The following is a 22,508-nucleotide window of genomic DNA, read 5'->3' on the forward strand; positions in this document are numbered from 1 at the left end:
ACCGCTTACACTTTTCGGCATCATGCTCCGATCAGGCAATCAGCGGCGCGGCGACCGCTTTCAGCACCTTCAACGCAGCCTTCGGATCAAGCCGCACCTGCAGCCCGCGCTGCCCGCCATTGATATAGACCAGCGGTTCGCCAAGGGCGGCTTCCTCGATCGCCGTCGGCACGGTCTTCTTCTGGCCGAACGGGCTGATGCCGCCAACATGATAGCCCGTCAGCCGCTCGGCATCGGCAGGCTTCATCATGTTGGCCGATTTACCGTGAAAGGCGCTGGCAAGCTTCTTCATGCTGACCTCGCGGTCCGACGGCACGACGACGCAGACCGGTTTGCCGTCCACTTCCGCCATCAGCGTCTTCAACACCCGATGCGGCGCCTCGCCGAGCGCTTCGGCCGCCTGCAGCCCGACACGCTCAGCATTGGGGTCGTAGTCATAGGCATGGATGGTGAAGGCGACGCCCGCCTGCGAAAGAAGCTGTGTCGCGCGCGTGGTCTTGGACATCTCTTTCCCTCGTGAGCTCAGCGGACCGCCTGTCAGCCTCCGAGCGTACCGGCGTAAATCTCCGGCTTGAAGCCGATCAGCAGCTTGCCCTTCACCTCCAGCACCGGCCGCTTGATCATCGACGGCTGGTCGAGCATCAGCTGGATTGCTTTCTCCCGGGTGAGGTTCTCGCGGTCGGCATCGGGCAGTTTGCGGAAGGTGGTGCCGGCGCGGTTGAGCACGGTGTCGAGGCCGGCTTGGTCGATCCAGGCTTCGAGATGGGCGCGGTCGATACCCAGCGCCTTGTAATCGTGAAATTCATAGGCGACGCTGTGTTCTTCCAGCCAGCTGCGGGCCTTCTTCATCGTGTCGCAATTCTTGATGCCATAGATGGTGACGGCCATGCCCGATCGATCTCCCTGTGATGCCAGCGAGATAACATGCACGAAGGCCGGCGCAAACGCCGTGCGACGTTTTATCCCCGAGCGCGTCGACAATCGCAGCAGGACACGGCCCCGTTCAATTCTCCAGCGTGCCGGCCTTGCGGGAGGCCTTGCTGGGTTCGTCGCAGGCGATCTTCATCAGGTCGCCGCGCCGCCGCACCAGCCGGTCGGAGGTTCGGGTCAGGATCAGCCCGTCCTGCGGCGCGGTGAGCTCGATGCTGCCGCCCGGCTGTCCCGGCCGGGTGACGATCGTCACTAGGCGGTCGCCTTCCGCAATCTTCTCACCGATATCGCGATGGAAAAGCACGGCGCCGCCTTCTGGAGTGCGAATGATCTCGATATTATCGAGCGGCACGGCCGGACCGGAAAATGGCGTTGCCGCTGGCTTCCCGTCACTGACGATCCCCCGTGTCGCGAGGAAGTTCCAGAGCCCGTCGGCATCCTTTTTCGCCAGCACCGGATCGACATCGCGCTTGCCGCGCAGCTCGACAGTGACGGAGAGTTTGCCGGGCAGCCGGGATTGGCGCTCGCCGGGAACTTCATATTTCCATGCAAAGCCGACGGCCTCCTCGAAGGCCGAGCTTTCGCCGTCCGAAAGCAACACGGCCTCCATGTCGAGTGAAGCGGCGAGATCGGCCGCCTCCGGCCAGAAGGCCTCGTCGATATAGGCATATTGCAGGGATTCGTCGTCGCAATGCAGGTCGAGCACGAGATCAGCCCCGAGCGCCATGTGCAGCAACTGCCGCTTCAATCTGTCGGTAGCCGGATAATCATCGAGGTCTTCGATCAGCGTGGCGCGATCCGCAACGGAGATCAGCGGGAAATCCCGGTTGAAATTGGTGCGCGAGCCCAAGTCGAAACGGCCCTGCAATTCGCCGAAATGCGACTGCGCCGCACCGATCGGATTGGCCTGCGGCACGAGGGTGATATCGCCGGCGATCGCGCCCTGGCTTTCCGCCTGCCGCAGCCTCTCGCAGAGGAAATGCAAGAGCACCGTTCCCGGCAGCTCGCCGGCATGCAGAGCCGCCTGGATATAGGTCTTCGGCGCCTTCGGATCGCCGCCCGTAAAGCGCAGCACCGGCAGCCGCCACTCCGTTCCCGGCGTATCTCCAGGGATGATGATCTCTGAAACGTCCATGCTGATTTCGCTCCCCGTGCAACACCTGAACGAGCTTTATGCGCAGAAGCTAGGCAAGCGCAAGCCGTGGCCAAGCGCATCAGCGGCACGGCCTTGCGGTCGGAGAGAAGCGGCTGAAGTGGACGTTCGACCGACATTGCAGCATCGCGATCTTTCCGGGAAGCCCGGCGCGCGCAAGAAACGGGTTGAAACAGCGGCCGTCTCATACGATTTTATGGGTCATCGCAAACGCGGAGCCTTTGTCATGGCTGAGACAATGCACCACTATCTCATCTTCGAAACCGCGAGCGGTTTCTGCGGCATCGCCTGGAGCGATGCCGGCATCACCCGCTTCCAGCTGCCGACCAAATCAGCGGAAGCGACCGAACGGCTGCTGTTGCGCCGCCTGTCGGATGCCGAATCCGGCGCACCGACGCCTGCTGTGCTCGAGACGGTCGCTGCGGTGAAGCGCTATTTCCAGGGCGAGGAGACGGATTTTTCCGGCGTCGAACTCGATCTTGCCGGTCAGGATGCCTTCTTCCGGGATATTTATGCGGCGGCACGGCGTGTCGGCTGGGGTCGCACGACCACTTACGGCGCGCTGGCGAAGGAGCTCGGCGTCGGGCCGGAAGCCGCCCGCGACGTCGGTCAGGCGATGGCGAAGAACCCGGTCGCTTTGATCATCCCCTGCCACCGGGTGCTGGCCGCCGGCGGCAAGATCGGCGGCTTCTCCGCTCCCGGCGGTTCGTCGTCGAAAGCCCGCATGCTGGAACTCGAAGGCGTCAACCTTGCGCCGCCACCGCCTGCCCAGCAGTCGCTGGGTTTCTAGAGCAGTTCAGCAAAACCGCTCTAGACTTTGCTGGAATTGCTTTGGCAAAATCTCAGCGGATCAATGCGGGCTGGCTGTCGGCCGGATGATGATCTCGCTGACATCGACATCATCAGGCTGGCTGACGGCGTAGAGGATCGAATTGGCGATGGCCTCGGGGTTGATCGTGATCGCCCTGAACGCCTTCATGGCATCCCGCGCCGTCGGATCGGTGATCGTCTCGGCCAGTTCCGATGTCGTCGTGCCGGGGGAGATGACGGTCACCCGGATGCGATCGGTTTCCTGCCGCAGCCCGTCCGAGATCGCCCGCACTGCGAATTTCGTCGCGCAATAGACGGCGGCGGTCGGAGAGACGCTGTGGCCGCCGATCGAAGACAGGTTGATGATCTGCCCCGATCCCTGCGCCTTCATGATCGGAAGGGCCGCCGCGATGCCGTAGAGAACGCCTTTGATATTGACGTCGACCATCCGGTCCCACTCGTCGACCTTGAGGGCGTCTAGCGGCGAGAGCGGCATGACCCCGGCATTGTTGACGATAACGTCCAGCCGGCCGAATTCGGACTTGGCAAAGCCTGCGAAGGCTTCCACATCCGCCCGGTCGGTGACGTCAAGCTTTTGCAGGCGCACCGACCCACCCTTTGCCGCGATGTCGGCGGCGAGTTCCTCCAGGCGCTCGGTGCGGCGCGCGCCAATCAGGACATGGGCGCCTGCGGCAGCCAGCACCTTTGCCGCAGCCTCTCCGATGCCGCTGCTGGCTCCGGTGATGGCAATGACTTTTCCTTTGATATCAGACATTTCAAGCTCCATTTGCAGGCCGCTCGCCTGGCGATGCGGCTGAGGGTTTTCTTGGGGTTTAGCTTGGGAAATCGGCGCTGAGCGTCGTCTCCGCCCAGGCTTCGAAATTTGCGCGCAGCGCATCGAGTCGTTCGCGGGCGATCTTCAGGGCAGGTGCGCCGAGCAGCAGGCGCAGCGGCGGCTCGTCCGCCTCGAACGCCGATATGATTGCTGTCGCGGCTCGCACCGGATCGCCCGGCTGGTTGCCGGAGACCGAGCGGGTGGCCTGGCGCCGCTTGCCGGATGTCTCGGCATAGTCGTCGATGATCGTACTGGATTCGACCATCGACCGGCCGGCCCAATCCGTGCGGAAGGCGCCCGGTTCGAGGATCGTCACATCGATGCCAAGCGGCCTGACCTCATGCGAAAGCGATTCCGACAAGCCTTCGACCGCGAATTTGGTGGCGTGGTAGTAGCCGGTTGCAGCAAAAGCGACGAGCCCGCCGAGCGAAGAGACGTTGAAGATATGTCCTTGCCGGCGTGAGCGCATGCCCGGCAGAACCTGCTTGGTGACAGCGATCAAACCGAACACATTGGTCTCGAACTGAGCGCGTATCTCGGCATCGTCGCCCTCTTCGATCGCCGAGAGGTAGCCGTAGCCGGCATTGTTGACGAGGACGTCGATTGCGCCGAAATGCGTTTCGGCGTCATGAACCGCGCCGGCTATGGAGTTGCTGTCCGTCACATCGAGTGCAAGGGCAAGCGCGCGGTCGCCGTGCTCTGCCGTGAGATCTGCCAGGGTCTCGGGTCTGCGCGCCGTCATGGCGGCGCGCCAGCCGCCCGCCAGGACCGCTTCGGCGAGTGCCCGGCCGAGGCCGGACGATGCGCCGGTGATGAACCAGGTGGGTGCTGGGGAAGACATGATCGTCATCCTTTCCGGCCGGCAAATGCGGCCTTATCCTTGGTGACTTTGCCTTTCAGGCCGCGCGTCATTTGCGGCGAAGCACCATGCCGCCATGATGGAGGGTATTGCCGTCGACGAAATCGCCGTCGGCCGTGAAGCCCGTGTCATCCCAGTATTCGATGTGGCTTCCGGTGACTTCGTAGCGGCCGCGATAGGCGCTTTCCCGGTTTCCGCGGGCTTCGTCGTAACGGCCATTCGGCAAAAGTTCGTGGCGGACGCGGCCATCATCCGTAACCCACATGCCGACATAGGGGTGTTGCTGCATTCTGTTCTCGCTTGTTTGTTGCTGCTGATCTCGGTCGTTCACGGCATCGGTGGCGGACGAACTGGTCGCCGTGCCAGCCAGGGTGACCGCCGTGAAAAACTGCAGAACCGGGCTTTTGAGAATCCTTCGCATTGCCTTGCCTTTCGAAGAAGATCTGCCGATGCGTGGGTCTTGGCGTTGATCTCGACTTGAAAGATAGCGTGCCCATCCGCGGCGATTAAGTTGCCAATCCAGGATGCCTTGGTTAGAATTGCTAACCAATGGTCGATGATCTCGAAGGCATTTCAGTTTTTCTTGCGGTGGCCGAGGCGCGGAACTTCCGCCTTGCCGGCGAGCGGCTTGGCGTCACCCGCTCCGCCGTCAGCCAGGCCCTGCAGCGCCTGGAGGATCGGGTTGGCGTCGCCCTGGTCCAGCGCACGACCCGCAGCGTCAGCCTGACCGAAGCCGGCGAAGTGTTCTTCGACGCGGTTCGTCCATCGGTCCGGCAGGTCAAGGATGCAATGCAGACGGTGCGGGAAATGCAGGCGCGCCCGAGCGGCCTGCTGCGGATCACCGTTTCCTCGATCGCCGAGAACTTCCTGTCCGGCACGTTACTGGCCGGTTTCATGGAAGCTTGCCCCGACATCAAACTCGATATCACCATCACCGATGACGAATTTGATATCGTCGAGGCCGGCTTCGACGCCGGTGTCCGGCTGGGCGAAGTGATCGAGCAGGACATGATCGCGATTTCAGTCTCCGAAGCGCAGCGACAATGCGCGGCCGCATCCCGCAGCTATCTCGAGCGCCGCGGCCATCCCCGCCATCCCCGCGAGTTGCAGAACCATGCCTGCATCGGATGGCGGCCACGCCCGGATACGGCGCCTTATCGCTGGGAATTCACCGAGAATGATCGCGACTTCGACGTCTCCGTCGATCCCGTCGTCACGACCAACGACATGGGAATGATGATCCGCATGGCCTGCGCGGGAGCAGGCATCACCTTCGGCATGGTGGAAACCTTCCAATCCTATATCGAACGCGGGGAGCTCGTGCCGCTGCTGGAGGATTTCTGCCCCCCATTCCCGGGATTCTATCTCTACTATCCCAGGCGCCAGAGGCAGCCACTGAAGCTGCGCGCATTGGTCGATTATGTGCGCAGGTTTGACAGGCTCTAGACTTGCGATCTTCGATCGCAAGGTGCAACGCCTGAGATGGCGGAGGTTAAGATACTGCCGCCTCGCCGGCGAGCGCCTGGGTTGCCTTAGGCTGAGGACGCAGAAGCAAATAGAATGCGAAGACGTGGGTGATCATCAGCAAGGGCACGTAAATGATCGGGATCGCGTATGCGGCGCCCAATTCCTCCGCCCGCGCCGGCAGGCCGGCCTGGATCGCGTGATAGTAGTCGAGCACGAGGTCGCCCATTCCCACGAGATTGAAGGCGACGACGAACAGCCAGAAGACCGGACGCATGCGGATCGTGACGAGCGCCAACATGGCGAGCATCCCGGCCGCGAGGTCGCCATAGGCAGCGAAGGTGGCGAAGCTGGCGGGCAGGTTGGGACCGACGACGCCGGGCAGAATGAAGACGAGCCCGAAGAAGCGGAAGCTGTGCAGAGTGGCGATGGCGCGGTGCGCCTTGACCCTGTCCATCGATTTGAGCCAGGGCAGAATATAGGCGCCGAAGCAAAGCAGCCACGCGACGTAGCCTAGCGCGAGATGGGTTTGAAAGATGGAGTCCGTCGACATCGGGGCACTCCTGATTTGTGGGGTCCAGATGTACGGCCGCTTCCCGCGATCGACTATTGGCGATAATATCGATGCGGTATGAAGCAGAACTTCACAGTCAGGCAAGGCGCGCTCGACGGCGTTGAGGCGTTTCTGAGCGTTGCCCATCACCGTAGTTTTCGCAGAGCAGCCGCGGAACTCGGGGTGACCCCCTCGGCAGTCAGCCAGGCCGTACGCGCTCTTGAGGAGCGTGTCGGCGCAGTACTCTTCATCCGCACGACGCGCAGTGTCGGTCTGACTGAAGCCGGCGAGCGGTTCCTCGCGCGCGCAAAGCCCGCTTTCGAGGAACTGGTCGCCGCAAGCGCGGTTGCGCGTGAGCTCGGCCAGAGACCGGCTGGACTATTGCGGCTCACCGTGCCGCCGTCAGTGGTGCCGATCCTGTTGGAGCCACTGATTGCATCCTTCTGCCAGGCCTTTCCCGAGATCGAGGTGGAGGTCGCCGCGAATGAGGAACTGGTCGATATCGCGGCCGAAGGATTTGACGCCGGTATCCGGCTCGGCCAGTTCATCGCAGCCGACATGGTCGCGGTCCGGCTGACGCCGTCCTTCCCGCTGGTGGTTGTCGGCAGCCCCGAATATCTGCACCGGAGAGGGCGGCCCGAGCGTATCGACGATCTGCGTCAACATGCCTGCATCCGCATGCGCCGCTCGAACGGCTCAATCGCGCCGTGGTCGTTTGTCAGCGGCAAAAAGCCGATCGAGGCTGTTGTCTCCGGGCCGCTGATCGCCCACGACTTTCCCACCATGCTGGGAGCCGCCGTCGAAGATATGGGGCTTGCGCAAGTGCCGGAGCCAATCGCCGCCGGACCAGTGAAGGCGGGAAAACTCGTCCGCGTCCTGGAGGCGTTCGCACCGATGGCGCCGGGTGTGTTCCTCTACTTTCCCAGCCGTCATCAAGTGATGCCGAAGCTGCGGGCCTTCATCGATCACGTGAAAAGCCGGGCCGACGCTGCCGACAAAACCCGAATTCACATCGATGACAAGCAAACACCCGCCACGAAAATGCGCTGAGGTGGGACGCGCGGAATTCCATTGAGTTCGAACACCTGAATGACGCTCAAGATTGCCCATCACACGCGGTTTTGCTATTCCCGATCCTCAAGGGATCGGTGGTGGCAAGTCTACCGATCATGGCTCCAGTCTCACGGCCTGGTAGCCCGAACCCCACGATCATCCATCCTGTTGTCGGAGAACATATGCTCGACGAGGTCTTTCCCATTCCGACCAGGGCCTTGATCCGCCAGGGCGGGCGGGCCTGTTTTTTTCGTCTCGTCAATACGAGCCCCCTGTTGATACAGGTGCAATCGGGAACGAAGATCGTCATGGCAGATGACAAGGCTTTGCGCCTCGAGGCGGGCGCCTATGGCTTGCTGCCCGACTATCGACCGTTGACGATGGAGAATATTCCCAAGGCGCCGCAGAAGTATCAGACCCTGGCGCTTCCTGTTCCGCGACAGCTCTTCGAGGAAGCCTATACCAGGATGGGATCGCTCGCCGTTCCATCGAGGCCTGTCCCGGCAGGGACCTCGAAGCTGCCGGAGGAAGCCGCGGCATTGTTTGACTATTGCTGTCAGCCCGGCAATCTGACGAGGCTTCCCGGCGCCATTGCCAAGGCTCGTTTGATGGAGCTGATCACCTGGTTTGCGCTCTGCGGAGCGGTGTTGGGCCAATGCCAAAGCCCTCGGCTCGAGGACCGGCTGCGGCAGATGATCGAAAGTGATACGACCTTTGATTGGACGCTTGCACACGCGGCGCGCTCGTTCAACATGAGCGAAGCGACGCTGAGGCGTAAGCTGGCCGCCGAGAATACCGGTTTCAGTGAGATCTTGAGCGATACAAGAATGAATCGCGCCTTGGGCCTCATTCAAACCACAACCCTGCCGATGGCGCAGGTCGCGCTTGAGGTCGGTTACGATTCCCCGTCGCAATTCGCGGCGCGGTTCAAAGAGCGGTTTGGCGTCAATCCACGCCATGTGCGGGGCGGCTCTGAGCGTTTTGAGCGGATCGGGGCAGAAGTTGAGCATAGCGGGGCAGATGCACTTGCTCGGTGACGATAGTTTTCCTGCATTATCAACCGCAGGAAAACAGAATGCGTTTTATCACAGCAGTACTTCTCGCCACATCCGTCTTTGGCGCGACGGCCGCACAGGCCGAAATGAAGCTCACCTCGAAGGATTTGACCGCCGGCAAGGCCATGGCCGATGCACAGGTCTTCAACAGCTTCGGCTGCGCCGGCAAGAACATCTCGCCGGAACTGACCTGGTCGGGTGCTCCCGAGGCGACCAAGAGCTTCGCCATCATGGCTTACGATCCGGATGCTCCGACCGGCTCGGGCTGGTGGCATTGGTCGGTGTTCAACATTCCCGCAAATGCCTCGGAGATCGCCACCGGCGCCAGCGGTGACAAAAAGCTTCCCGCAGGCACTGTCGAAGGTCACACCGATTTTGGTACATCCGGCTATGGCGGCGCATGCCCGCCGGCCGGCGATGCGCCGCACCATTACCAGTTCACCGTCTATGCGCTTTCGGTCGACAAGCTTCCGCTTCCTGATACTGCGCCGGGCGCCATGGTTGGCTTCTATGTCAGGGCAAATACGCTCGACAAGGCCTCCGTCGAGGTCACCTACGGCCGCTGAAGCAGGCCGTGATCGAAGTCGTCATCTGTCCATGACAAAAGTCCGGCCGAGGTAATTGAACCTCGGCCGGCCGTCTCCCGTGCGGGCTTATTCGGTCCGCAACCTTAGACCGTCATTGCTTCCCAGCAAATCAATGGACCGTCTTCGGCATCGATACGCTCGCCGGCGCGAATGAATCCATTGCGTTCAAGGACACGCTGTGACGCAATGTTCGCAACCCCGGTCTCTGCGGAGATCAGAGCCACGCGAGGGTCGCTCCGCCCCCACGCCAGCAACTGGCCTATGGCCCGCGCGGTGCATCCACGGCCCTGGCGCGAAGGCGCAATCCGATAGCCGACATGGATGTTTCCATCTTGTGGAACTCGAACGATGGAGCAGAGGCCGACGATCTCGCCATCCTCCACGATCATCCAGGCCGACGGCGAGAATTCAGCGCCTATATCAGTCGCGAGGCGGTTCAACATCTCCAATATCTCAGGAGGCGCAATTGCGCTGTCTTGGACAAGGCGCAGATTACGAGGCGCGATGCCCTTCAGCAGCGCTTCGAAGTCACGAGTGGTTAGTTCGATGATCATAGTCTTCTCGACATTAGACATGCGCCGGCATTGGGCGCGCTAAGGCCGAGCGATAGAGCGAGGGTCAGCTCTCGGTCATGGTGCCGAGCGCCTTCATCCCTACCGCCGCAGCCGGTGAGTTCTGGATCGTTGCGACGGCAAACAAAGGCATTCTCCTCTAAGACGGAAATGCGAATAACAGTCCTTTGCGAGGATCGCAAGGCCGATAGATCTGCGCCCCCGCGCCCCGGAAAGGCCTTCGCGCCTACCAGCTTGAGAGGCATTGGCGCGGCGAGTCCGGAAAACAGCGGCAGGCCTTTGCCCAGCGCCACCGGCGCTACGAGAAGGGCGAACTGGTCGACCAATCCCTGGGCGATAAGACTGCGGGTGAAGCGGACCAGATCGGCAATTTCCGACAGCTCGCGCTCATTTTTTCCGCGTGCCCTAGATAAGCCTTGCCTGTAAGCGGTCGTCGGAAGTTTCCGGCTGATCCACGCCAAACCGCAAGATCGGTCGAGCACGTTATGGCCGCCGGCGACTAGATGGAGCCGCCACGGAGGAGGGACGATGAAGACGGCGCTTCAAAACTATCAGGCCCGGATGCGGCGGGTGCTGGACTATATCGATCGGCATCTTGGCAGTGAGCTGGACTTGGAAACGGTGAGCCGTGTTGCGGCCTTTTCGAAGTTTCATTTCCACCGGCAGTTTACGGCGACCTTCGGATTGTCCGTGCATCGCTATGTCCAGCTTGCCCGTCTGAAGCGCGCTTCGCACCGGCTGGCCTACAGGGACGCCCAAAGCGTCACTGACATAGCGATGGATGCCGGTTACGAAGCACCGGATGCCTTCGCCCGCGCCTTTCGGCAACGGTTCGGGCAATCGCCTTCGTCGTTCCGGAAGTCTCCCGACTGGGAGCCGTGGCTTGCGGCCTTCGGGCCTCTCGACAACGCAAGGAGCAAGCTCATGCAGAAGACTTTTACCACTGACGACGTTAGGATTCGCGATGTGCCGCCCACGCCGGTGGCGATCATGGAGCACCGCGGCGACCCGGCGACGCTCGGCGCCACCATTCAGCGGTTCATCGCCTGGCGCATGGCCGCTGGCCTGCACCCCAAGACAAGTCCGACCTTCAACGTCTGGCGTTCCGAGCGGCGTCCTGCGTCGCCTGCCGATTATAGCGTGGACCTTTGTGTCGGGACCGACCAACCGATCGAGGCGAACGGCAAAGAGATCAAAGCCGGCGAGATTCCTGGCGGACGCTGCGCGGTGCTGCGCGTCGTCGGCAACACCGACAATCTGGAGCCCGCCGCGCTCTACCTTTATCGCGACTGGCTTCCGGCCAGCGGCGAGGAAGCACGCGATTTCCCGATCTATTGCCAGCGGCTGAGCTTCTTCCCCGAGGTGCCGGAGCATGAGGCGGTGGCGGAACTGTTCCTGCCGCTGAAATAGCGCCCTCTGGCGGCGGCTTGTTCATTCTGATCACTGGAAGAGGACAGGCTCCACCCCAGGCCGGCCGGTTGGCCAGAACGTTTGAGGCTGTCCGCTCCTCTGACCGGATCAGCAACTCGCACGGCGGGTGTCGAACATCAGGTTGCGGATTTATGCGCACTTCAAAAACCAATTGCGATATAAAACCAGTTGAGCTAACTTACAACCGATTGCATTATGCAATCAGACCTGCGGATATGCTGTTTAAGGAAAGGAAGTGAGTATGGCTAAGCTTGTGTTCGGAATGAACCAGTCCCTGGACGGCTACGTCGATCATATGGCGTTTGGGCCAAGCCCCACACTCTTCCGCCACTTCATCGAAGAGGCTCAGCAGCAGGCGGGCAGTGTGTACGGTCGCCGGATGTATGAGGTCATGCGTTACTGGGACGACGAACATCCTGAATGGGACGCAGAGCGACAGGCCTTCGCGGCGGCGTGGCGGAACCAGCCGAAATGGGTCGTTTCGCGCTCGTTGACGTCGGTCGGTCCCAACGCCAGGCTTATTGGGGAAGATCTTGAGGTCGCGATCCTCAAGCTGAAGGCGGAACGCGACGGGGAGATCGAAGTTGCCGGCCCCAATTTGGCGCAAAGCCTCACCGAACTTGGCCTGATCGATGAGTATCGAATCTACCTGCACCCCGTCGTGCTCGGTCACGGCAAGCCATATTTCGCCGGACCCCGGCCGCCGCTCCGCCTGATGGCTCATGACCGGATTGGCGAGGATGTGATCAGGTTGACCTACGTTCCGGCTTGATCTCGGGACTCGCCAGATGAAAATCGCCGCGGAAGTCTGGTCTTGGTACGGCCATCCCTCATGACGCCGACGGTCTGGATGGGAACCCCTGCCGCGCCGCCGGCAGGCAGCAAGCCATCACAAGGGCGGTGGCGTTAGACGGATGCTTTTGCCTGGCCCGCCCCGACCAGTTCGGCGATGACTCTTTCGAGTGGCGTCGTGCCCTTCACTGCCGATCGTCCGTGCTCGCTGAAGTCGATCCATCCCTCGTTGAAGCCGTCGAGCATCCGGATCCGAGGCAATGGATTTCGCGTTCCCTGAGAGCGGAAAATCTGTTCCCAGCTCGCGCGCGGCACCGTCTCGACCCGGACGGGACGCTTCAGCGCCGTGGCGAAGGCTCCGGCGATATCGTTCGGCGATATACGTGCGGGGCCTTCCAGCTCGACGACCCGTGCCCCGCTCCAGTCCTCGCGGAGAAGCGCGGCGGCCAAGTGCCCGACATCCTGCGTCGCGACCATCGGAAACAGCTTGCCGGCCGGCTGCAGGAAGCTGCGCAGCACGCCTTCGTCGCGCGCCGAGGGAATGTCCCAGAGCGCATTCTCCATGAACCAGCCGGGCCTCAGGAAGGTGACCGGAAGGCCGATCTCCTGCAGCGATAGCTCCATCAGCGTGCGCTGGGTCAGCAGGTTCTCGTGCAGAGCATCCGCGCCGATGGTCGACAGGCAGACCACCTTGCCAGGACGAGCCTCGACCAAAGCCGACGTTACGGCGGCGATGACGTGCCTGGCCTCGGGAAAGCCGGGTTCCGGATCGAATTCGGAGGGCGGCAGGATGAAGACGCCTGTGGCATCCCTGAAGGCTGAAGTCAGGCTTGCCGCGTCGTCCATCTCGGCCAACGCGACGTCGCAGCCCCGAGTTCTCCACGCCGCCGCCTTGGCCTCGTCGCGCAACACGGCGCGAACGGGCAGTCCTTCGGCGAGAAGGCTGCGCGCAAGCGCGCCGCCGACCTTGCCGGTGATTCCGGTGATTGCGTACATGATGGTTCTCCAGAAGGTTGGTATCAGTCGCGCAGGCTCAGGCGAACCCGGCATAGAGGTTGCGCTCGAACTCGCCGCAGAGCGCAACGACCCGTTCGTCGTAAGACACCATCCTTATACGCCGCCTTATGACGTGATTCCCGCGCATTAGAATCAATGATATGATGACTCAGATTCACTGCTTACGGCCCGAAGTGAGGCTGCGCGGAGACCTGCAGAGGCGAAGGGGATCGAATGGTTTTCGACACGCGGATTCTGACCGGCGTCGGCGTCCTGGCGGCGGTTGCGGAGACCGGGAATTTCGCTCGCGCCGCGGAGATGCTCGGCCTGACGCCGTCAGCGGTGAGCCGGGCCGTCGCGCGTCTGGAAGCGCGGGTCGGTGTGCGGCTTTTCGATCGCAATCCACGCGAAGTCAGCCTTACCGAGGAAGGACGCCGCTTCCACACACGGGTGATGCCGCTTCTCGCCGGCCTGGATGAGGCCGCCGCGGAGGCCGCAGGGGCGGCGGCGGTCGTGCGCGGCCGGCTGCGCGTATCGGTGGACCCGTGGTTCGCGCGCATGGTGCTCGCGTCGAAGCTCCAGGAGTTTCTGGTCCGCTATCCCCTGCTGTCGGTCGATTTCTCTACCAGCAATTATCGCCAGGAGATGATGACCGGCGTCGACGTCGCCGTGCGCTTCGGGCCTCCCGACGAGTCATCGCTCATCGTGCGCAAGCTGCTGGAGACCCGCATCCTGACAGTCGCCGCTCCGGCCTATCTCGAAAAACACGGCGAACCGCGATCACCCCATGACCTCGTCCATCACGAAGTGCTTCTCTTCCGCGATCCTCAGACCGGGCTGCCCTTTCCCTGGGAGTTCCGGCGCGGCGGGGAGGTCAAGGAGATTAAGGTCTCCAGTCGCCTGGTCATGGACGATCCTTCGGTTGCGATCTCCGCTTGCCTGGCCGGTCAAGGTATTTTCCAGAGCCTCGCGATCGGTTTGGCGCCTTTGCTGTCGCGAGGCGAGCTTGTTCAGGTCCTGCCGGAATGGTCGGAAGAACTCTTTCCGCTCTATGCCTATCATCCCTCGCGCCACCTCCCGCCGGCGAAGGTCAGAGCGCTTCTGGATTTCATCCAGGAGATCGCTGTCCGCGTGTAATGACGCTCTCCTTGTGCGGTACCACCGGGCGCAGTCTTTCGCGGTCTACATGCCGACAGGGCGATCCGCGATTTGCTCGGTTTCAAAGACTATCGATATCGGTTGGTCTATTTTCCTCGGAGTTCTCCGCAAAAGCGGCGTCTCCAGCCTGCCAAAAAGACCGTCAGCGATGGTGAAGTTCGTCGCCGTCAGTAGTGTGGCCCTCGCGCCGGTTGTGATACGGCGCAACATTCGCGGATTGAACGACGCCGCTTCAAGCGATCGCAGCTCGGCTTCCGACCGGATTACGGCAAGCGTCGCCGGCGACCTTCCGGGCGTCAGTCGCGCGACATGGACAGCCCCCCGAGAAGCGGAGCATACGCGGCAAGCCTGCGGGATACGAACTCCGTGAAGAGCCGGACGCGCTTCGTCTTGCGCGTCTCCCCCTGCGTCAGAAGCCAGAGGGTTCCATGCAGGTGCAGGTCGGTGCCCGGCACCCTCGCCAATAGGGGGTCGGCATCTCCGACGAAGCACGGCAGTGTCGTCATCCCGAGCCCTTGCCGAACTGCAACGATCTGCGCCTCGCCGTCCGTGGTCCTGAACGGAACCCCCGTGGTGCGAACCTCACCCTCGCGGACCCAATCCGGGATTCCATGAATGCTTATGACGATCCACCGGATGGGATCCGGCGCGCCCGCACGCCATGCGGCCAGTCGATCGCGAGACATGTAGACGCCGCTGAAGAGCTCCGGTCCCTTCAGGCCGTGAAGATTGAGCGGCAGGGTTTTGCGGTCGTAAACGACGCGGATCGCCACGTCGGCCTCTCGGTTGGTCAGATTTGCCAGCTCGCCGGACGAGATGATTTCCATCTCGATATCGGGATGCAGAAGCGCGAAATCGGCGAGATCCGGCATGAGCAGATGTGTCGCAAGGGTTGGAGCCAACGTCACCCGCAGAAGCCCGCGCACGCTCTGGTCGCGACCGAAGACGCGCGTCTCCAGCTGGTGCGACGACGCTTCCATCTGGTTCGCGAGCTCGAGGACCTCCTCGCCCGCAGCCGTCAGGCGGTAGCCCGAAGGCAGCTTTTCGAACATCTGCGCCCCGAGGCGTTCCTCGAGCTGAGCGATGCGTCGCAGCACGGTCGAATGATACACCCCGAGGCCCTCGGCGGCAGCCCGCACTGAGCCTCCGCGCGCCACGGCAAGAAAGTAGCGAATGTCATCCCAGTCGATCATGGTGCAATCCAGCACCGCGCGGTGCGCCTTCCGAAGCCCGTATCTAACGCGTCGTACAGCAGTACGGGCTGTCATCATAGCTTATGTCGACGAGCGCGGCTCAATTCCGAACGACAGACACCGATCGTCGCGGCTGGCGTCAGTCGTCCAGGCGGATCGATTTTGCACCACCGATGTGCGCGCTTCCGCACTCAACGCCTGACTCCGGCGGACCTATTTGAGGGTCTCGGGGGCGTCCCCGAACGATCAAAGGCGGAGCCTGGAAGGAGAAGTCATGGGAAAGCTTGAGGGTAAGGTTGCAGTCATCACGGGTGGATCGAGCGGCATGGCGCTGGCGAGCGCCAAGCGGTTCGTTGAAGAAGGCGCCTATGTTTTCATCACGGGCCGGAGGCAGGAGGCGCTCGACGAGGCCGTCAAGCTGATTGGCCGGAACGTGACCGGCGTGCGCGGCGACGCGGCCAATCTCAACGACCTCGACCGTCTGTTCGACACGGTCAAGCGGGAAAAGGGCAGCATCGACGTCCTATACGCGAGCGCCGGCACGGGCGAAGCCGTCCCACTGGGCGAGATTACCGAGCAGCATTTCGATGCGGCCTTCAACCTGAATACGCGCGGCACGTTGTTTACGGTTCAGAAGGCGCTGCCGCTGTTCAACGATGGCGGATCGATCTTCATGACCGGGTCAGTTGCTTCGGTGAAAGGTTTTTCTGGTTACGGCGTGTATGCGGCGAGCAAGGCGGCGTTGCGCTCATTCGCACGCACTTGGCTCAACGAACTGAAGGGCAGGAATATCCGGGTGAACGTGCTGAGCCCGGGGCCGATCGCCACACCGATGCAGGACCAAGTTCTCACCGAGGATGCGAAGCGGATGTTCGAATCTCTGATCCCGCGGGGAAAGATGGGTCGTCCTGAGGAAATCGCGGCGGTCGCGCTGTTTCTTGCTTCAGACGATTCGAGCTTCGTGAATGGGGTGGAGCTGTCTGTCGACGGCGGCTTCTCGGCCATCTGAATTCGCGCCGGATCGCCGGAACTGGCTGACCCGTCCGGCCGTGCGGAATTCGTTCACGGCAGGACGTCTCCGCGAAGGTCGCCACACAGTGGAACGGATAACCCAGCGCCGTTGACGGCCGGGGAATTAATAGCAACACGGATTGGAGAAGCATTATGAGCTATGCGATTGTAGGGTTCGGTAAGATAGGCCAGGCCCTCGCCCACGCCTTCGCCCGTAAGAACATCAAGGTGGCCGTCGCGAGCCGCCGGCCGCCCGAGGCGTTGGCGCCGCAGGCTCGGGCGATTGGCCCCACGGTCGTCGCCAAGTCGCTGCGGGATGCACTCGAGGCCGACACAATCATCCTGGCGGTCCCGTTCGGGGAGCATCGTGAGGTTGCGAAGGCCCTGCCGAGCTGGAAAGGCAAGACAGTCATCGACGCGATGAACGCGTTGGTTCCCCTTGAGGAGCTGGACGGTCTCCCGTCCTCCGCCTTCGCAGCGAAGTCGTTCACCGGCGCCAAGTTCGTGAAAGGGTTCAATCACCTGATTGCCGCCACCCTGGCTGCCGACCCGGTCGTCGAGGGCGGCCACCGGGTCGTCTTTCTGTCGAGCGACGACGAGGACGCGATCGCTCCCGCGGCGGATTTGGCCAAACAGCTCGGGTTCGCACCCGTCAAGCTGGGAAAGCTCAACGAGGGTGGCGCGCTGGTGCACGCACGCGGCCACACTTGGGGCCGGCTCATCTTCCAGGATTTGTTCAAGAAGGAGCAATAATCGATCTAAGGCCGTGTGATTTGGCCCGAGAAGTACGATGGCCTAAGATTCGCTCGAGTGTCCTCTGCCATCCGATACTACCCCACGGTACTCCGCGTCACTCCCACTCGATTGTGCCAGGCGGCTTCGACGTAACATCGTAGACCACGCGGTTGATGCCGCGCACCTCGTTGATGATGCGGGTCGCGGCGCGACCGAGGAATTCCATGTCGTAGTGGTAGAAGTCCGCCGTCATGCCGTCGACGGAGGTGACAGCGCGCAGCGCGCAGACGAATTCATAGGTGCGCCCGTCGCCCATGACGCCAACGGTCTGGACGGGAAGCAGCACGGCGAAGGCCTGCCAGATGGCGTCGTAGAGGCCGGCCTTGCGGATTTCGTCGAGATAGATCGCATCGGCCTCGCGCAGGATCTCCAGCTTTTCGCGGGTGATGCCGCCGGGGCAGCGGATGGCCAGGCCGGGGCCGGGGAAGGGGTGGCGGCCGATGAAGCTGTCGGGCAGGCCAAGCTCGCGGCCGAGCGCGCGCACCTCGTCCTTGAAGAGCTCGCGCAGCGGCTCGACGAGCTGCATCTTCATGCGCTCCGGCAGGCCGCCGACATTGTGGTGCGATTTGATCGTCACCGACGGGCCGCCGGTGAAGGAAACGCTTTCGATGACGTCGGGATAGAGCGTACCTTGGCCGAGGAAGTCGGCGCCGCCGAGCTTCTTCGCCTCTTCCTCGAAGGTCTCGATGAACAGCCGGCCGATGATCTTGCGCTTGGTTTCCGGGTCGCTGACGCCTTCGAGTTCGCCGATGAAGCGGTCCGAGGCATCGACGTGCAGCAGATGCAGATTGTAATGCTCGCGGAACATAGCGACGACGCCCGCCGCCTCGTCCTTGCGCATCAGCCCGTGGTCGACGAGGATGCAGGTCAGCTGGTCGCCGACGGCCTCGTGGATCAAGAGCGCTGCGACGGAACTGTCGACGCCGCCTGAAAGCGCGCAGATGACGCGCTTGTCGCCCACCTGCGCGCGGATCTGCTCGACCGCCTTCTGGCGATAAGCCGACATCGACCAGTCACCCTTAATGCCGGCGATGTTGTGAATGAAGTTGCCGATCAGCTTGGCGCCATCCGGCGTATGCACGACTTCCGGGTGGAACTGCACGCCGTAATATTTGCGCTTCTCGTCGGCAATGAAGGCGTAGGGGGCGTTGGAGGAGGTGGCGACCACCTCGAAACCATCTGGCAGCGCGGTGACGCGGTCGCCATGGCTCATCCAGACCTGGTGGCGCGAGCCGGAAGACCAGAGGCCCTCGAACAGCTGGCAGTCCCTGTCGACCTCGAGGAAGGCGCGGCCGAATTCGCGGTGATGGCCGCTCTCGACCTTGCCGCCGAGCTGCATGCACATCGTCTGCTGGCCGTAGCAGATGCCGAAGACCGGCAGGCCGCTGTCGAAGATGATCTGAGGCGCTCGCGGCGATCCCTCGTCCACCGTGGAAGCCGGGCTGCCGGACAGGATCACGGCCTTCGGCTGCAGGCGCCGAAAGGCCTCTTCGGCCGATTGGAAGGGAACGATCTCGCAATAGACGCCAGCCTCGCGCACGCGCCGTGCGATGAGCTGGGTCACCTGGCTGCCGAAATCGACGATGAGAACGGAGTCGGGATGTGCTGTCTGGGTCATGGCGAGGCTTTAATGAAAAGCGCTTCGCCTGGCAATGCGGGAAATCGGCGGTATCGGGTTTTTATTGTTCCAATTGTCCCGCATTCAAGGGCTCAGAACCAGAAAACCCCGTCCTCCAGTGCGGTGAACAGGCTGTCGACGCCATAGGAGAGCTTGCGGTCGACGATGTGCAGATATTCGGTCCAACCCGAAATATGCTGCAGCTCGACGGCACCGTCGGAAATGCCGCGAAGACCGATCAGCGGCAGCTTGTAGCCCTGGCAGGCGCGCAGCACCGCATAGGTCTCCATGTCGACCATGTCGGCGTCGATGCCTGTGTAGGCGGCGCCCGAAATGATGTTGCCGCCGGTGGAAAGACTTGCTTCGGCAATGCCGGGAATGCGCAGCGGCAGTTCGAGCGTTGCGGGCAGGTCGAGAAAGGGTGTCTTGCCCTTTTCGAAGCCGAGCGGCGAGGCGTCCATGTCGCGGTAGGAAACCGAGGTCACCTGATAGACTTCGGTCTGCTCCAGTTTCGCGGAGCCGGCCGAACCGAGGGACACGACGAGATCGGGCAGTTCGTCGACTGCATCCAGCCGCGCCAATGTCTTGCTCAGCGCGATGGCTGCCTCGACCGGGCCGACGCCAGTCATCAAAGGTTCGATGCGCGAACGCAGGAAGGGACCGTATTCGGCCTCCGCTGCCATGACGAAAAGGATGGATTTCCCCGCGACCGATTTCAGTTCGAACTTCATCCCGTAATGCCCTCTCTACCGCGGATCACCATCATCGTTCCGGTCATGGAGGCGATGAGTTTGGCCGGCCCGTCGCTGATCGCGTAGCCTCGTCCGTCGGCGACGATGATGGTGGAGCCGGGTTTGGTGATTTCCCCGCGAAACAGGAAACGATCGCCACGCCCCGGCGACATGAGATTGACCTTGAACTCGATCGTCAGGATCGAGGCTTCCGGGTCAATGACGCTGTAGGCGGCAAAGCCGCAGGCCGAATCGAGCGCTGCGGAAATGATGCCCGCATGCAGGATGCCGTGCTGCTGTGTCAGCTTGACGTCGAAGGGAAGCTCGATCTCGACGACGCCGTGCTCGACGCGCGTCAGCTCCGCGCCGATCGTTTCCATCGCCGCCTGGCGCGCAAAATTGCGGCGGATTCGCGCGCGGAAATCGCCCCTGTCAGTCTCGCTCATGTCTGCCCCTCTTGCAGCCGCGAAAGTGGCATGGCGCGCCGCATTCGACAAGCTGGACATTGCTGAAATCGGTCCGGGCGGCGATGGAAACCCGGGACCGTGTCGCCGGGGCAACCTTTCACCTTTGCGCCGCCGCGCAAGCCGGTAGCTGGCCAGTACCGTTGGATTGTGGCGATCCGATGCGAAGACGATTGCAGCTTCGCGCGGTGCGCGTATTCTCCGCACCGGGTCGCGAATGATGGAGCGCCGGCATGACGACGATATCGCAATCGGTCCGGAATTTCGAGACCTGGCTGGCCGGCGAACTTGGCGACGATCTCGTCAAGGACGATCTCCGGGAGAAGCACGAGAAGATGCGAAGCGACGATTTCGTCTTCCTGCGCGCCACCTATTGGCGCTGGTGCGAGATCATCCTCGATATCTGCCCGGAACTTACAGGCGCGCCTGAGGTGCTGGCGATCGGCGATACGCATCTGGAGAATTTCGGCACCTGGCGCGACATCGAGGGCCGGCTCGTCTGGGGCGTCAATGATTTCGACGACGCGGCGGTGATGCCCTATGCGCTGGATCTCGTTCGCCTTGCGGCAAGCGCCATCCTGGCGCGCGGCGACGACGGTCCCTCGGTTCGCATGATCGACGAATTGATCTTGAGCGGCTATCGCAGGGGCCTTGAAAATCCGTTGCCCGTCATCCTCGAGCGCGACCACAAATGGCTACGCAAGGCGCTGATGCTGCCGAATTCCGAACGCCGGGAATTCTGGGAGAAATACGAAATGTTGCTTCCCGGCAGCAAGCCGCCGCCATCAGCCTATATCAAGGCGCTCGCCGCCGCGCTGCCGTCCGGGGCAGGACCCTTCGTGCCGAAGCCGCGCAGCGGCGGCACCGGCAGCCTCGGCCGGCCGCGTTTCGTCGCCTATGCCGAATGGCAGGGTGGGCCGGTGCTGCGCGAGGCGAAGGCGCTGCTGCCGTCCGTCTGGTCGCTTCGCCACAGGCCACAGGACGTGGCGATCCATGCGGACGAGATCGCCAATGGACGGGCGCGCTCAGCCGATCCTCACTACCGGGTCTCCGGCCGTATCCTCGTGCGCCGGCTCTCGCCGAACAGCTGCAAGATCGAAATCGACCGGCATCCCGAGATCCTGCTTTCGCCGACGATGCTGGAACTGATGGGCTTTGAGATCGCCAATTGCCATTCCGACGATGCGGCGGCGGTTGCAGCGATCCTGAAGGACTTGGCGGTGCGGGGAAACGAATGGCTGCACGAGGCGGCAAGGGCCGCGGCATCGAGCGTCAGCGCCGAGCAGAAAGCCTATTCCCGCGCCGGCTAAAGCAATTCCAGCAAAAGTGTGCAGCGGTTTTGCGTCCGGAATTGCGCCTCTCTGATTTAGATCCGCACGATGTGCTGATCCCAGGCGACGTCGCTGCGGGTCGACAGGAAATCGCCATCATAGGAGGAAACGGCAAAGCCGCCTCTTGCCGGCGCGATGCCCGCCGCATCGGGAACGACGGTCTCGGCCAGCACCTTGCCCGACTTTGCGTCAAGGGTCACCGAGGCGCCGCCCTTCGGTGAGGTGATGCCGACAAGACCTTCGCTGCGATTGACGGCGATCGCCCCGACGTAATTGGCAAGCCTGCGCGTCGTCTCCTCCGGCAGGTCGATGAAGGAGAGATCTTCACCCTTGGCGAAATGGCCGACGAGCGGCGGCAAATCCTTGCGGTGGCCTTCATACTGGCAGGCGAACCAGATGCGGCCCTCGCCGTCGAGATCGACGTGGCGGGTGGAGAGTTCTGCCCATTCCGCCGGCAGCACATGTTTTTCGACCAGCGCCCCGGTTGCCGCATCGATCAGCGCCAGCGATGGCTGCATCTCGCCGAGATTGAGCTTGGTGCGGCCGAAATCCGGATGCGTCTCGATGCCGCCATTGGCGACGATGAGAAGGCGTCCGTCCTTGGAAACGGTTATGTCGTGCGGACCGATGCCGTAGGTCTCGAATTCGCCGATGCGGGCGAAGCGGTCGGTGGCGTCGTAGAGGCCGATCATGCCGCGATTACCGTCGAAGTCGTTCTCGCTGGCGTAGAGCAAACGACCATCGGGAGAGAAGGCGCCGTGGCCGTAAAAATGCCGGTCCTCCCTGGAGTTGATGACAACAGGCTCGCTTTTGTTCCAGGGATCGAAGATCATCGCATAGGTGCCGGGCCGGCGCGCGAAGGCGACAGTCTTGCCGGTGCTGGCGCTGAAGGCCATGCCGTGAGCGCGGGCGGGAAGCGCCACTTGATCGACGATCTCGCCACGCTCGGTCACGGTCGCAATGGCAAAGGAGCCGTCGGCTGCACGAATGCCCGATGCATAGACCGCATCGGCCCGCTCCAGCGCCATCAGCGACCTCGGCGCCAAGGCCGCAAGGAAGCCAAGGCCGGCCGCCTTGACGAAGTTGCGTCGGTCGATCGCGGCACTTGGCATCATCG

The 22,508-nt window shown here is 62.5% G+C and carries 26 protein-coding genes; 11 read left to right on the forward strand and 15 right to left on the reverse strand.

What is annotated here, in order from left to right; all coding sequences use genetic code 11:
* Positions 1-31: 31 nt before the first annotated feature.
* From ybaK to ACD590_RS23860, 3 genes are all read right to left on the reverse strand, one after another.
* Complete coding sequence (gene ybaK, locus ACD590_RS23850; protein ID WP_028731754.1) at positions 32-505, reverse strand: Cys-tRNA(Pro) deacylase; 474 nt, start codon at positions 503-505, stop codon at positions 32-34.
* Positions 506-537: 32 nt separating this feature from the next.
* A complete protein-coding gene (locus tag ACD590_RS23855; RefSeq protein ID WP_028731753.1) occupies positions 538-888 on the reverse strand; it encodes an ArsC family reductase in 351 nt (116 codons plus the stop codon).
* A 115-nt stretch (positions 889-1,003) separates the two neighbouring features.
* Positions 1,004-2,065 carry a succinylglutamate desuccinylase/aspartoacylase family protein gene (locus ACD590_RS23860; protein ID WP_028731752.1) on the reverse strand — a complete coding sequence of 354 codons (1,062 nt, stop codon included), beginning with the start codon at positions 2,063-2,065 and terminating at the stop codon, positions 1,004-1,006.
* 244 nt (positions 2,066-2,309) lie between these two features.
* On the opposite strand from ACD590_RS23860, the gene ACD590_RS23865 reads away from it, so the two are divergent.
* Positions 2,310-2,873, forward strand: coding sequence for a methylated-DNA--[protein]-cysteine S-methyltransferase (locus ACD590_RS23865; RefSeq protein ID WP_026188582.1), 564 nt, complete (start codon positions 2,310-2,312; stop codon positions 2,871-2,873).
* Between the two features lie 60 nt (positions 2,874-2,933).
* On the opposite strand, the gene ACD590_RS23870 is transcribed toward ACD590_RS23865, so the two are convergent.
* From ACD590_RS23870 to ACD590_RS23880, 3 genes are read right to left on the reverse strand one after another with little or no spacing between them, the layout of a single operon-like run.
* Entirely contained in the window at positions 2,934-3,668 is a 735-nt protein-coding gene (locus ACD590_RS23870) for an SDR family oxidoreductase (protein WP_283185869.1), read from the reverse strand.
* A 58-nt stretch (positions 3,669-3,726) separates the two neighbouring features.
* Complete coding sequence (locus tag ACD590_RS23875) at positions 3,727-4,578, reverse strand: oxidoreductase (RefSeq protein WP_439003451.1); 852 nt, start codon at positions 4,576-4,578, stop codon at positions 3,727-3,729.
* A 58-nt stretch (positions 4,579-4,636) separates the two neighbouring features.
* Positions 4,637-5,008, reverse strand: coding sequence for an Atu4866 domain-containing protein (locus ACD590_RS23880; RefSeq protein ID WP_439003452.1), 372 nt, complete (start codon positions 5,006-5,008; stop codon positions 4,637-4,639).
* Positions 5,009-5,136: 128 nt separating this feature from the next.
* Here ACD590_RS23880 and ACD590_RS23885 point away from each other — a divergent pair, with 128 nt between their 5' ends.
* Complete coding sequence (locus tag ACD590_RS23885; protein ID WP_182563592.1) at positions 5,137-6,033, forward strand: LysR family transcriptional regulator; 897 nt, start codon at positions 5,137-5,139, stop codon at positions 6,031-6,033.
* Positions 6,034-6,079: 46 nt separating this feature from the next.
* On the opposite strand, the gene ACD590_RS23890 is transcribed toward ACD590_RS23885, so the two are convergent.
* On the reverse strand, positions 6,080-6,604 hold the full coding sequence (locus ACD590_RS23890; RefSeq protein WP_283185873.1) for a hypothetical protein: 525 nt from the start codon (positions 6,602-6,604) through the stop codon (positions 6,080-6,082).
* A 78-nt stretch (positions 6,605-6,682) separates the two neighbouring features.
* Here ACD590_RS23890 and ACD590_RS23895 point away from each other — a divergent pair, with 78 nt between their 5' ends.
* The 3 genes from ACD590_RS23895 to ACD590_RS23905 all read left to right on the forward strand — a co-directional run bounded on the left by ACD590_RS23895 (position 6,683) and on the right by ACD590_RS23905 (position 9,278).
* Positions 6,683-7,654 (forward strand): LysR family transcriptional regulator, encoded by a 972-nt coding sequence (locus tag ACD590_RS23895; RefSeq protein ID WP_439003453.1) that lies wholly within the window; start codon positions 6,683-6,685, stop codon positions 7,652-7,654.
* A 185-nt stretch (positions 7,655-7,839) separates the two neighbouring features.
* Positions 7,840-8,694: a helix-turn-helix transcriptional regulator gene (locus ACD590_RS23900; protein ID WP_439003454.1), complete on the forward strand. Its 855-nt coding sequence runs from the start codon at positions 7,840-7,842 to the stop codon at positions 8,692-8,694.
* 38 nt (positions 8,695-8,732) lie between these two features.
* Positions 8,733-9,278 carry a YbhB/YbcL family Raf kinase inhibitor-like protein gene (locus tag ACD590_RS23905; RefSeq protein ID WP_112905752.1) on the forward strand — a complete coding sequence of 182 codons (546 nt, stop codon included), beginning with the start codon at positions 8,733-8,735 and terminating at the stop codon, positions 9,276-9,278.
* A 104-nt stretch (positions 9,279-9,382) separates the two neighbouring features.
* Here the strand turns inward: ACD590_RS23905 and ACD590_RS23910 are convergent, their stop codons facing one another.
* Complete coding sequence (locus tag ACD590_RS23910) at positions 9,383-9,874, reverse strand: GNAT family N-acetyltransferase (protein ID WP_439003455.1); 492 nt, start codon at positions 9,872-9,874, stop codon at positions 9,383-9,385.
* Positions 9,850-10,332 (reverse strand): hypothetical protein, encoded by a 483-nt coding sequence (locus ACD590_RS23915; protein ID WP_439003456.1) that lies wholly within the window; start codon positions 10,330-10,332, stop codon positions 9,850-9,852. The genes ACD590_RS23910 and ACD590_RS23915 overlap by 25 nt, the downstream gene beginning before the upstream one ends.
* 67 nt (positions 10,333-10,399) lie before the next feature.
* Between ACD590_RS23915 and ACD590_RS23920 the strand changes: the two genes are divergently transcribed.
* Positions 10,400-11,281 carry an AraC family transcriptional regulator gene (locus ACD590_RS23920; protein ID WP_439003457.1) on the forward strand — a complete coding sequence of 294 codons (882 nt, stop codon included), beginning with the start codon at positions 10,400-10,402 and terminating at the stop codon, positions 11,279-11,281.
* Between the two features lie 262 nt (positions 11,282-11,543).
* Complete coding sequence (locus ACD590_RS23925) at positions 11,544-12,074, forward strand: dihydrofolate reductase family protein (protein ID WP_439003458.1); 531 nt, start codon at positions 11,544-11,546, stop codon at positions 12,072-12,074.
* 134 nt (positions 12,075-12,208) lie between these two features.
* Here the strand turns inward: ACD590_RS23925 and ACD590_RS23930 are convergent, their stop codons facing one another.
* Positions 12,209-13,090, reverse strand: coding sequence for an NmrA family NAD(P)-binding protein (locus tag ACD590_RS23930; protein ID WP_131631031.1), 882 nt, complete (start codon positions 13,088-13,090; stop codon positions 12,209-12,211).
* 234 nt (positions 13,091-13,324) lie between these two features.
* Here ACD590_RS23930 and ACD590_RS23935 point away from each other — a divergent pair, with 234 nt between their 5' ends.
* A complete protein-coding gene (locus tag ACD590_RS23935) occupies positions 13,325-14,227 on the forward strand; it encodes a LysR family transcriptional regulator (protein ID WP_439003459.1) in 903 nt (300 codons plus the stop codon).
* Between the two features lie 317 nt (positions 14,228-14,544).
* Here the strand turns inward: ACD590_RS23935 and ACD590_RS23940 are convergent, their stop codons facing one another.
* Positions 14,545-15,441 carry a LysR family transcriptional regulator gene (locus ACD590_RS23940; RefSeq protein WP_439003460.1) on the reverse strand — a complete coding sequence of 299 codons (897 nt, stop codon included), beginning with the start codon at positions 15,439-15,441 and terminating at the stop codon, positions 14,545-14,547.
* A 274-nt stretch (positions 15,442-15,715) separates the two neighbouring features.
* Here ACD590_RS23940 and ACD590_RS23945 point away from each other — a divergent pair, with 274 nt between their 5' ends.
* Both ACD590_RS23945 and ACD590_RS23950 read left to right on the forward strand, forming a co-directional pair.
* Positions 15,716-16,450 (forward strand): SDR family NAD(P)-dependent oxidoreductase, encoded by a 735-nt coding sequence (locus ACD590_RS23945; RefSeq protein WP_439003461.1) that lies wholly within the window; start codon positions 15,716-15,718, stop codon positions 16,448-16,450.
* 155 nt (positions 16,451-16,605) lie between these two features.
* The gene (locus ACD590_RS23950) at positions 16,606-17,205 is read left to right on the forward strand and encodes an NADPH-dependent F420 reductase (protein ID WP_439003462.1); all 600 of its coding nucleotides are present in this window, start codon (positions 16,606-16,608) and stop codon (positions 17,203-17,205) included.
* Positions 17,206-17,302: 97 nt separating this feature from the next.
* Here the strand turns inward: ACD590_RS23950 and guaA are convergent, their stop codons facing one another.
* From guaA to ACD590_RS23965, 3 genes are all read right to left on the reverse strand, one after another.
* On the reverse strand, positions 17,303-18,865 hold the full coding sequence (guaA, locus tag ACD590_RS23955) for a glutamine-hydrolyzing GMP synthase (protein ID WP_018244420.1): 1,563 nt from the start codon (positions 18,863-18,865) through the stop codon (positions 17,303-17,305).
* A gap of 92 nt (positions 18,866-18,957) precedes the next feature.
* The gene (locus ACD590_RS23960) at positions 18,958-19,596 is read right to left on the reverse strand and encodes a 5'-methylthioadenosine/S-adenosylhomocysteine nucleosidase (RefSeq protein ID WP_018244421.1); all 639 of its coding nucleotides are present in this window, start codon (positions 19,594-19,596) and stop codon (positions 18,958-18,960) included.
* Positions 19,593-20,042 (reverse strand): PaaI family thioesterase, encoded by a 450-nt coding sequence (locus tag ACD590_RS23965; protein WP_003544704.1) that lies wholly within the window; start codon positions 20,040-20,042, stop codon positions 19,593-19,595. Before ACD590_RS23965 ends, ACD590_RS23960 begins: the two co-directional genes overlap by 4 nt.
* A 251-nt stretch (positions 20,043-20,293) precedes the next feature.
* On the opposite strand from ACD590_RS23965, the gene ACD590_RS23970 reads away from it, so the two are divergent.
* A complete protein-coding gene (locus tag ACD590_RS23970; RefSeq protein WP_128408408.1) occupies positions 20,294-21,370 on the forward strand; it encodes a DUF2252 family protein in 1,077 nt (358 codons plus the stop codon).
* A 56-nt stretch (positions 21,371-21,426) separates the two neighbouring features.
* Here the strand turns inward: ACD590_RS23970 and ACD590_RS23975 are convergent, their stop codons facing one another.
* The gene (locus ACD590_RS23975; protein WP_439003463.1) at positions 21,427-22,506 is read right to left on the reverse strand and encodes a DUF1513 domain-containing protein; all 1,080 of its coding nucleotides are present in this window, start codon (positions 22,504-22,506) and stop codon (positions 21,427-21,429) included.
* Positions 22,507-22,508 lie beyond the last annotated feature (2 nt).

The organism is Rhizobium sp. 862_C5_N1_2 (assembly GCF_051811205.1).
GTDB classification, from domain to species: domain Bacteria; phylum Pseudomonadota; class Alphaproteobacteria; order Rhizobiales; family Rhizobiaceae; genus Rhizobium; species Rhizobium leguminosarum.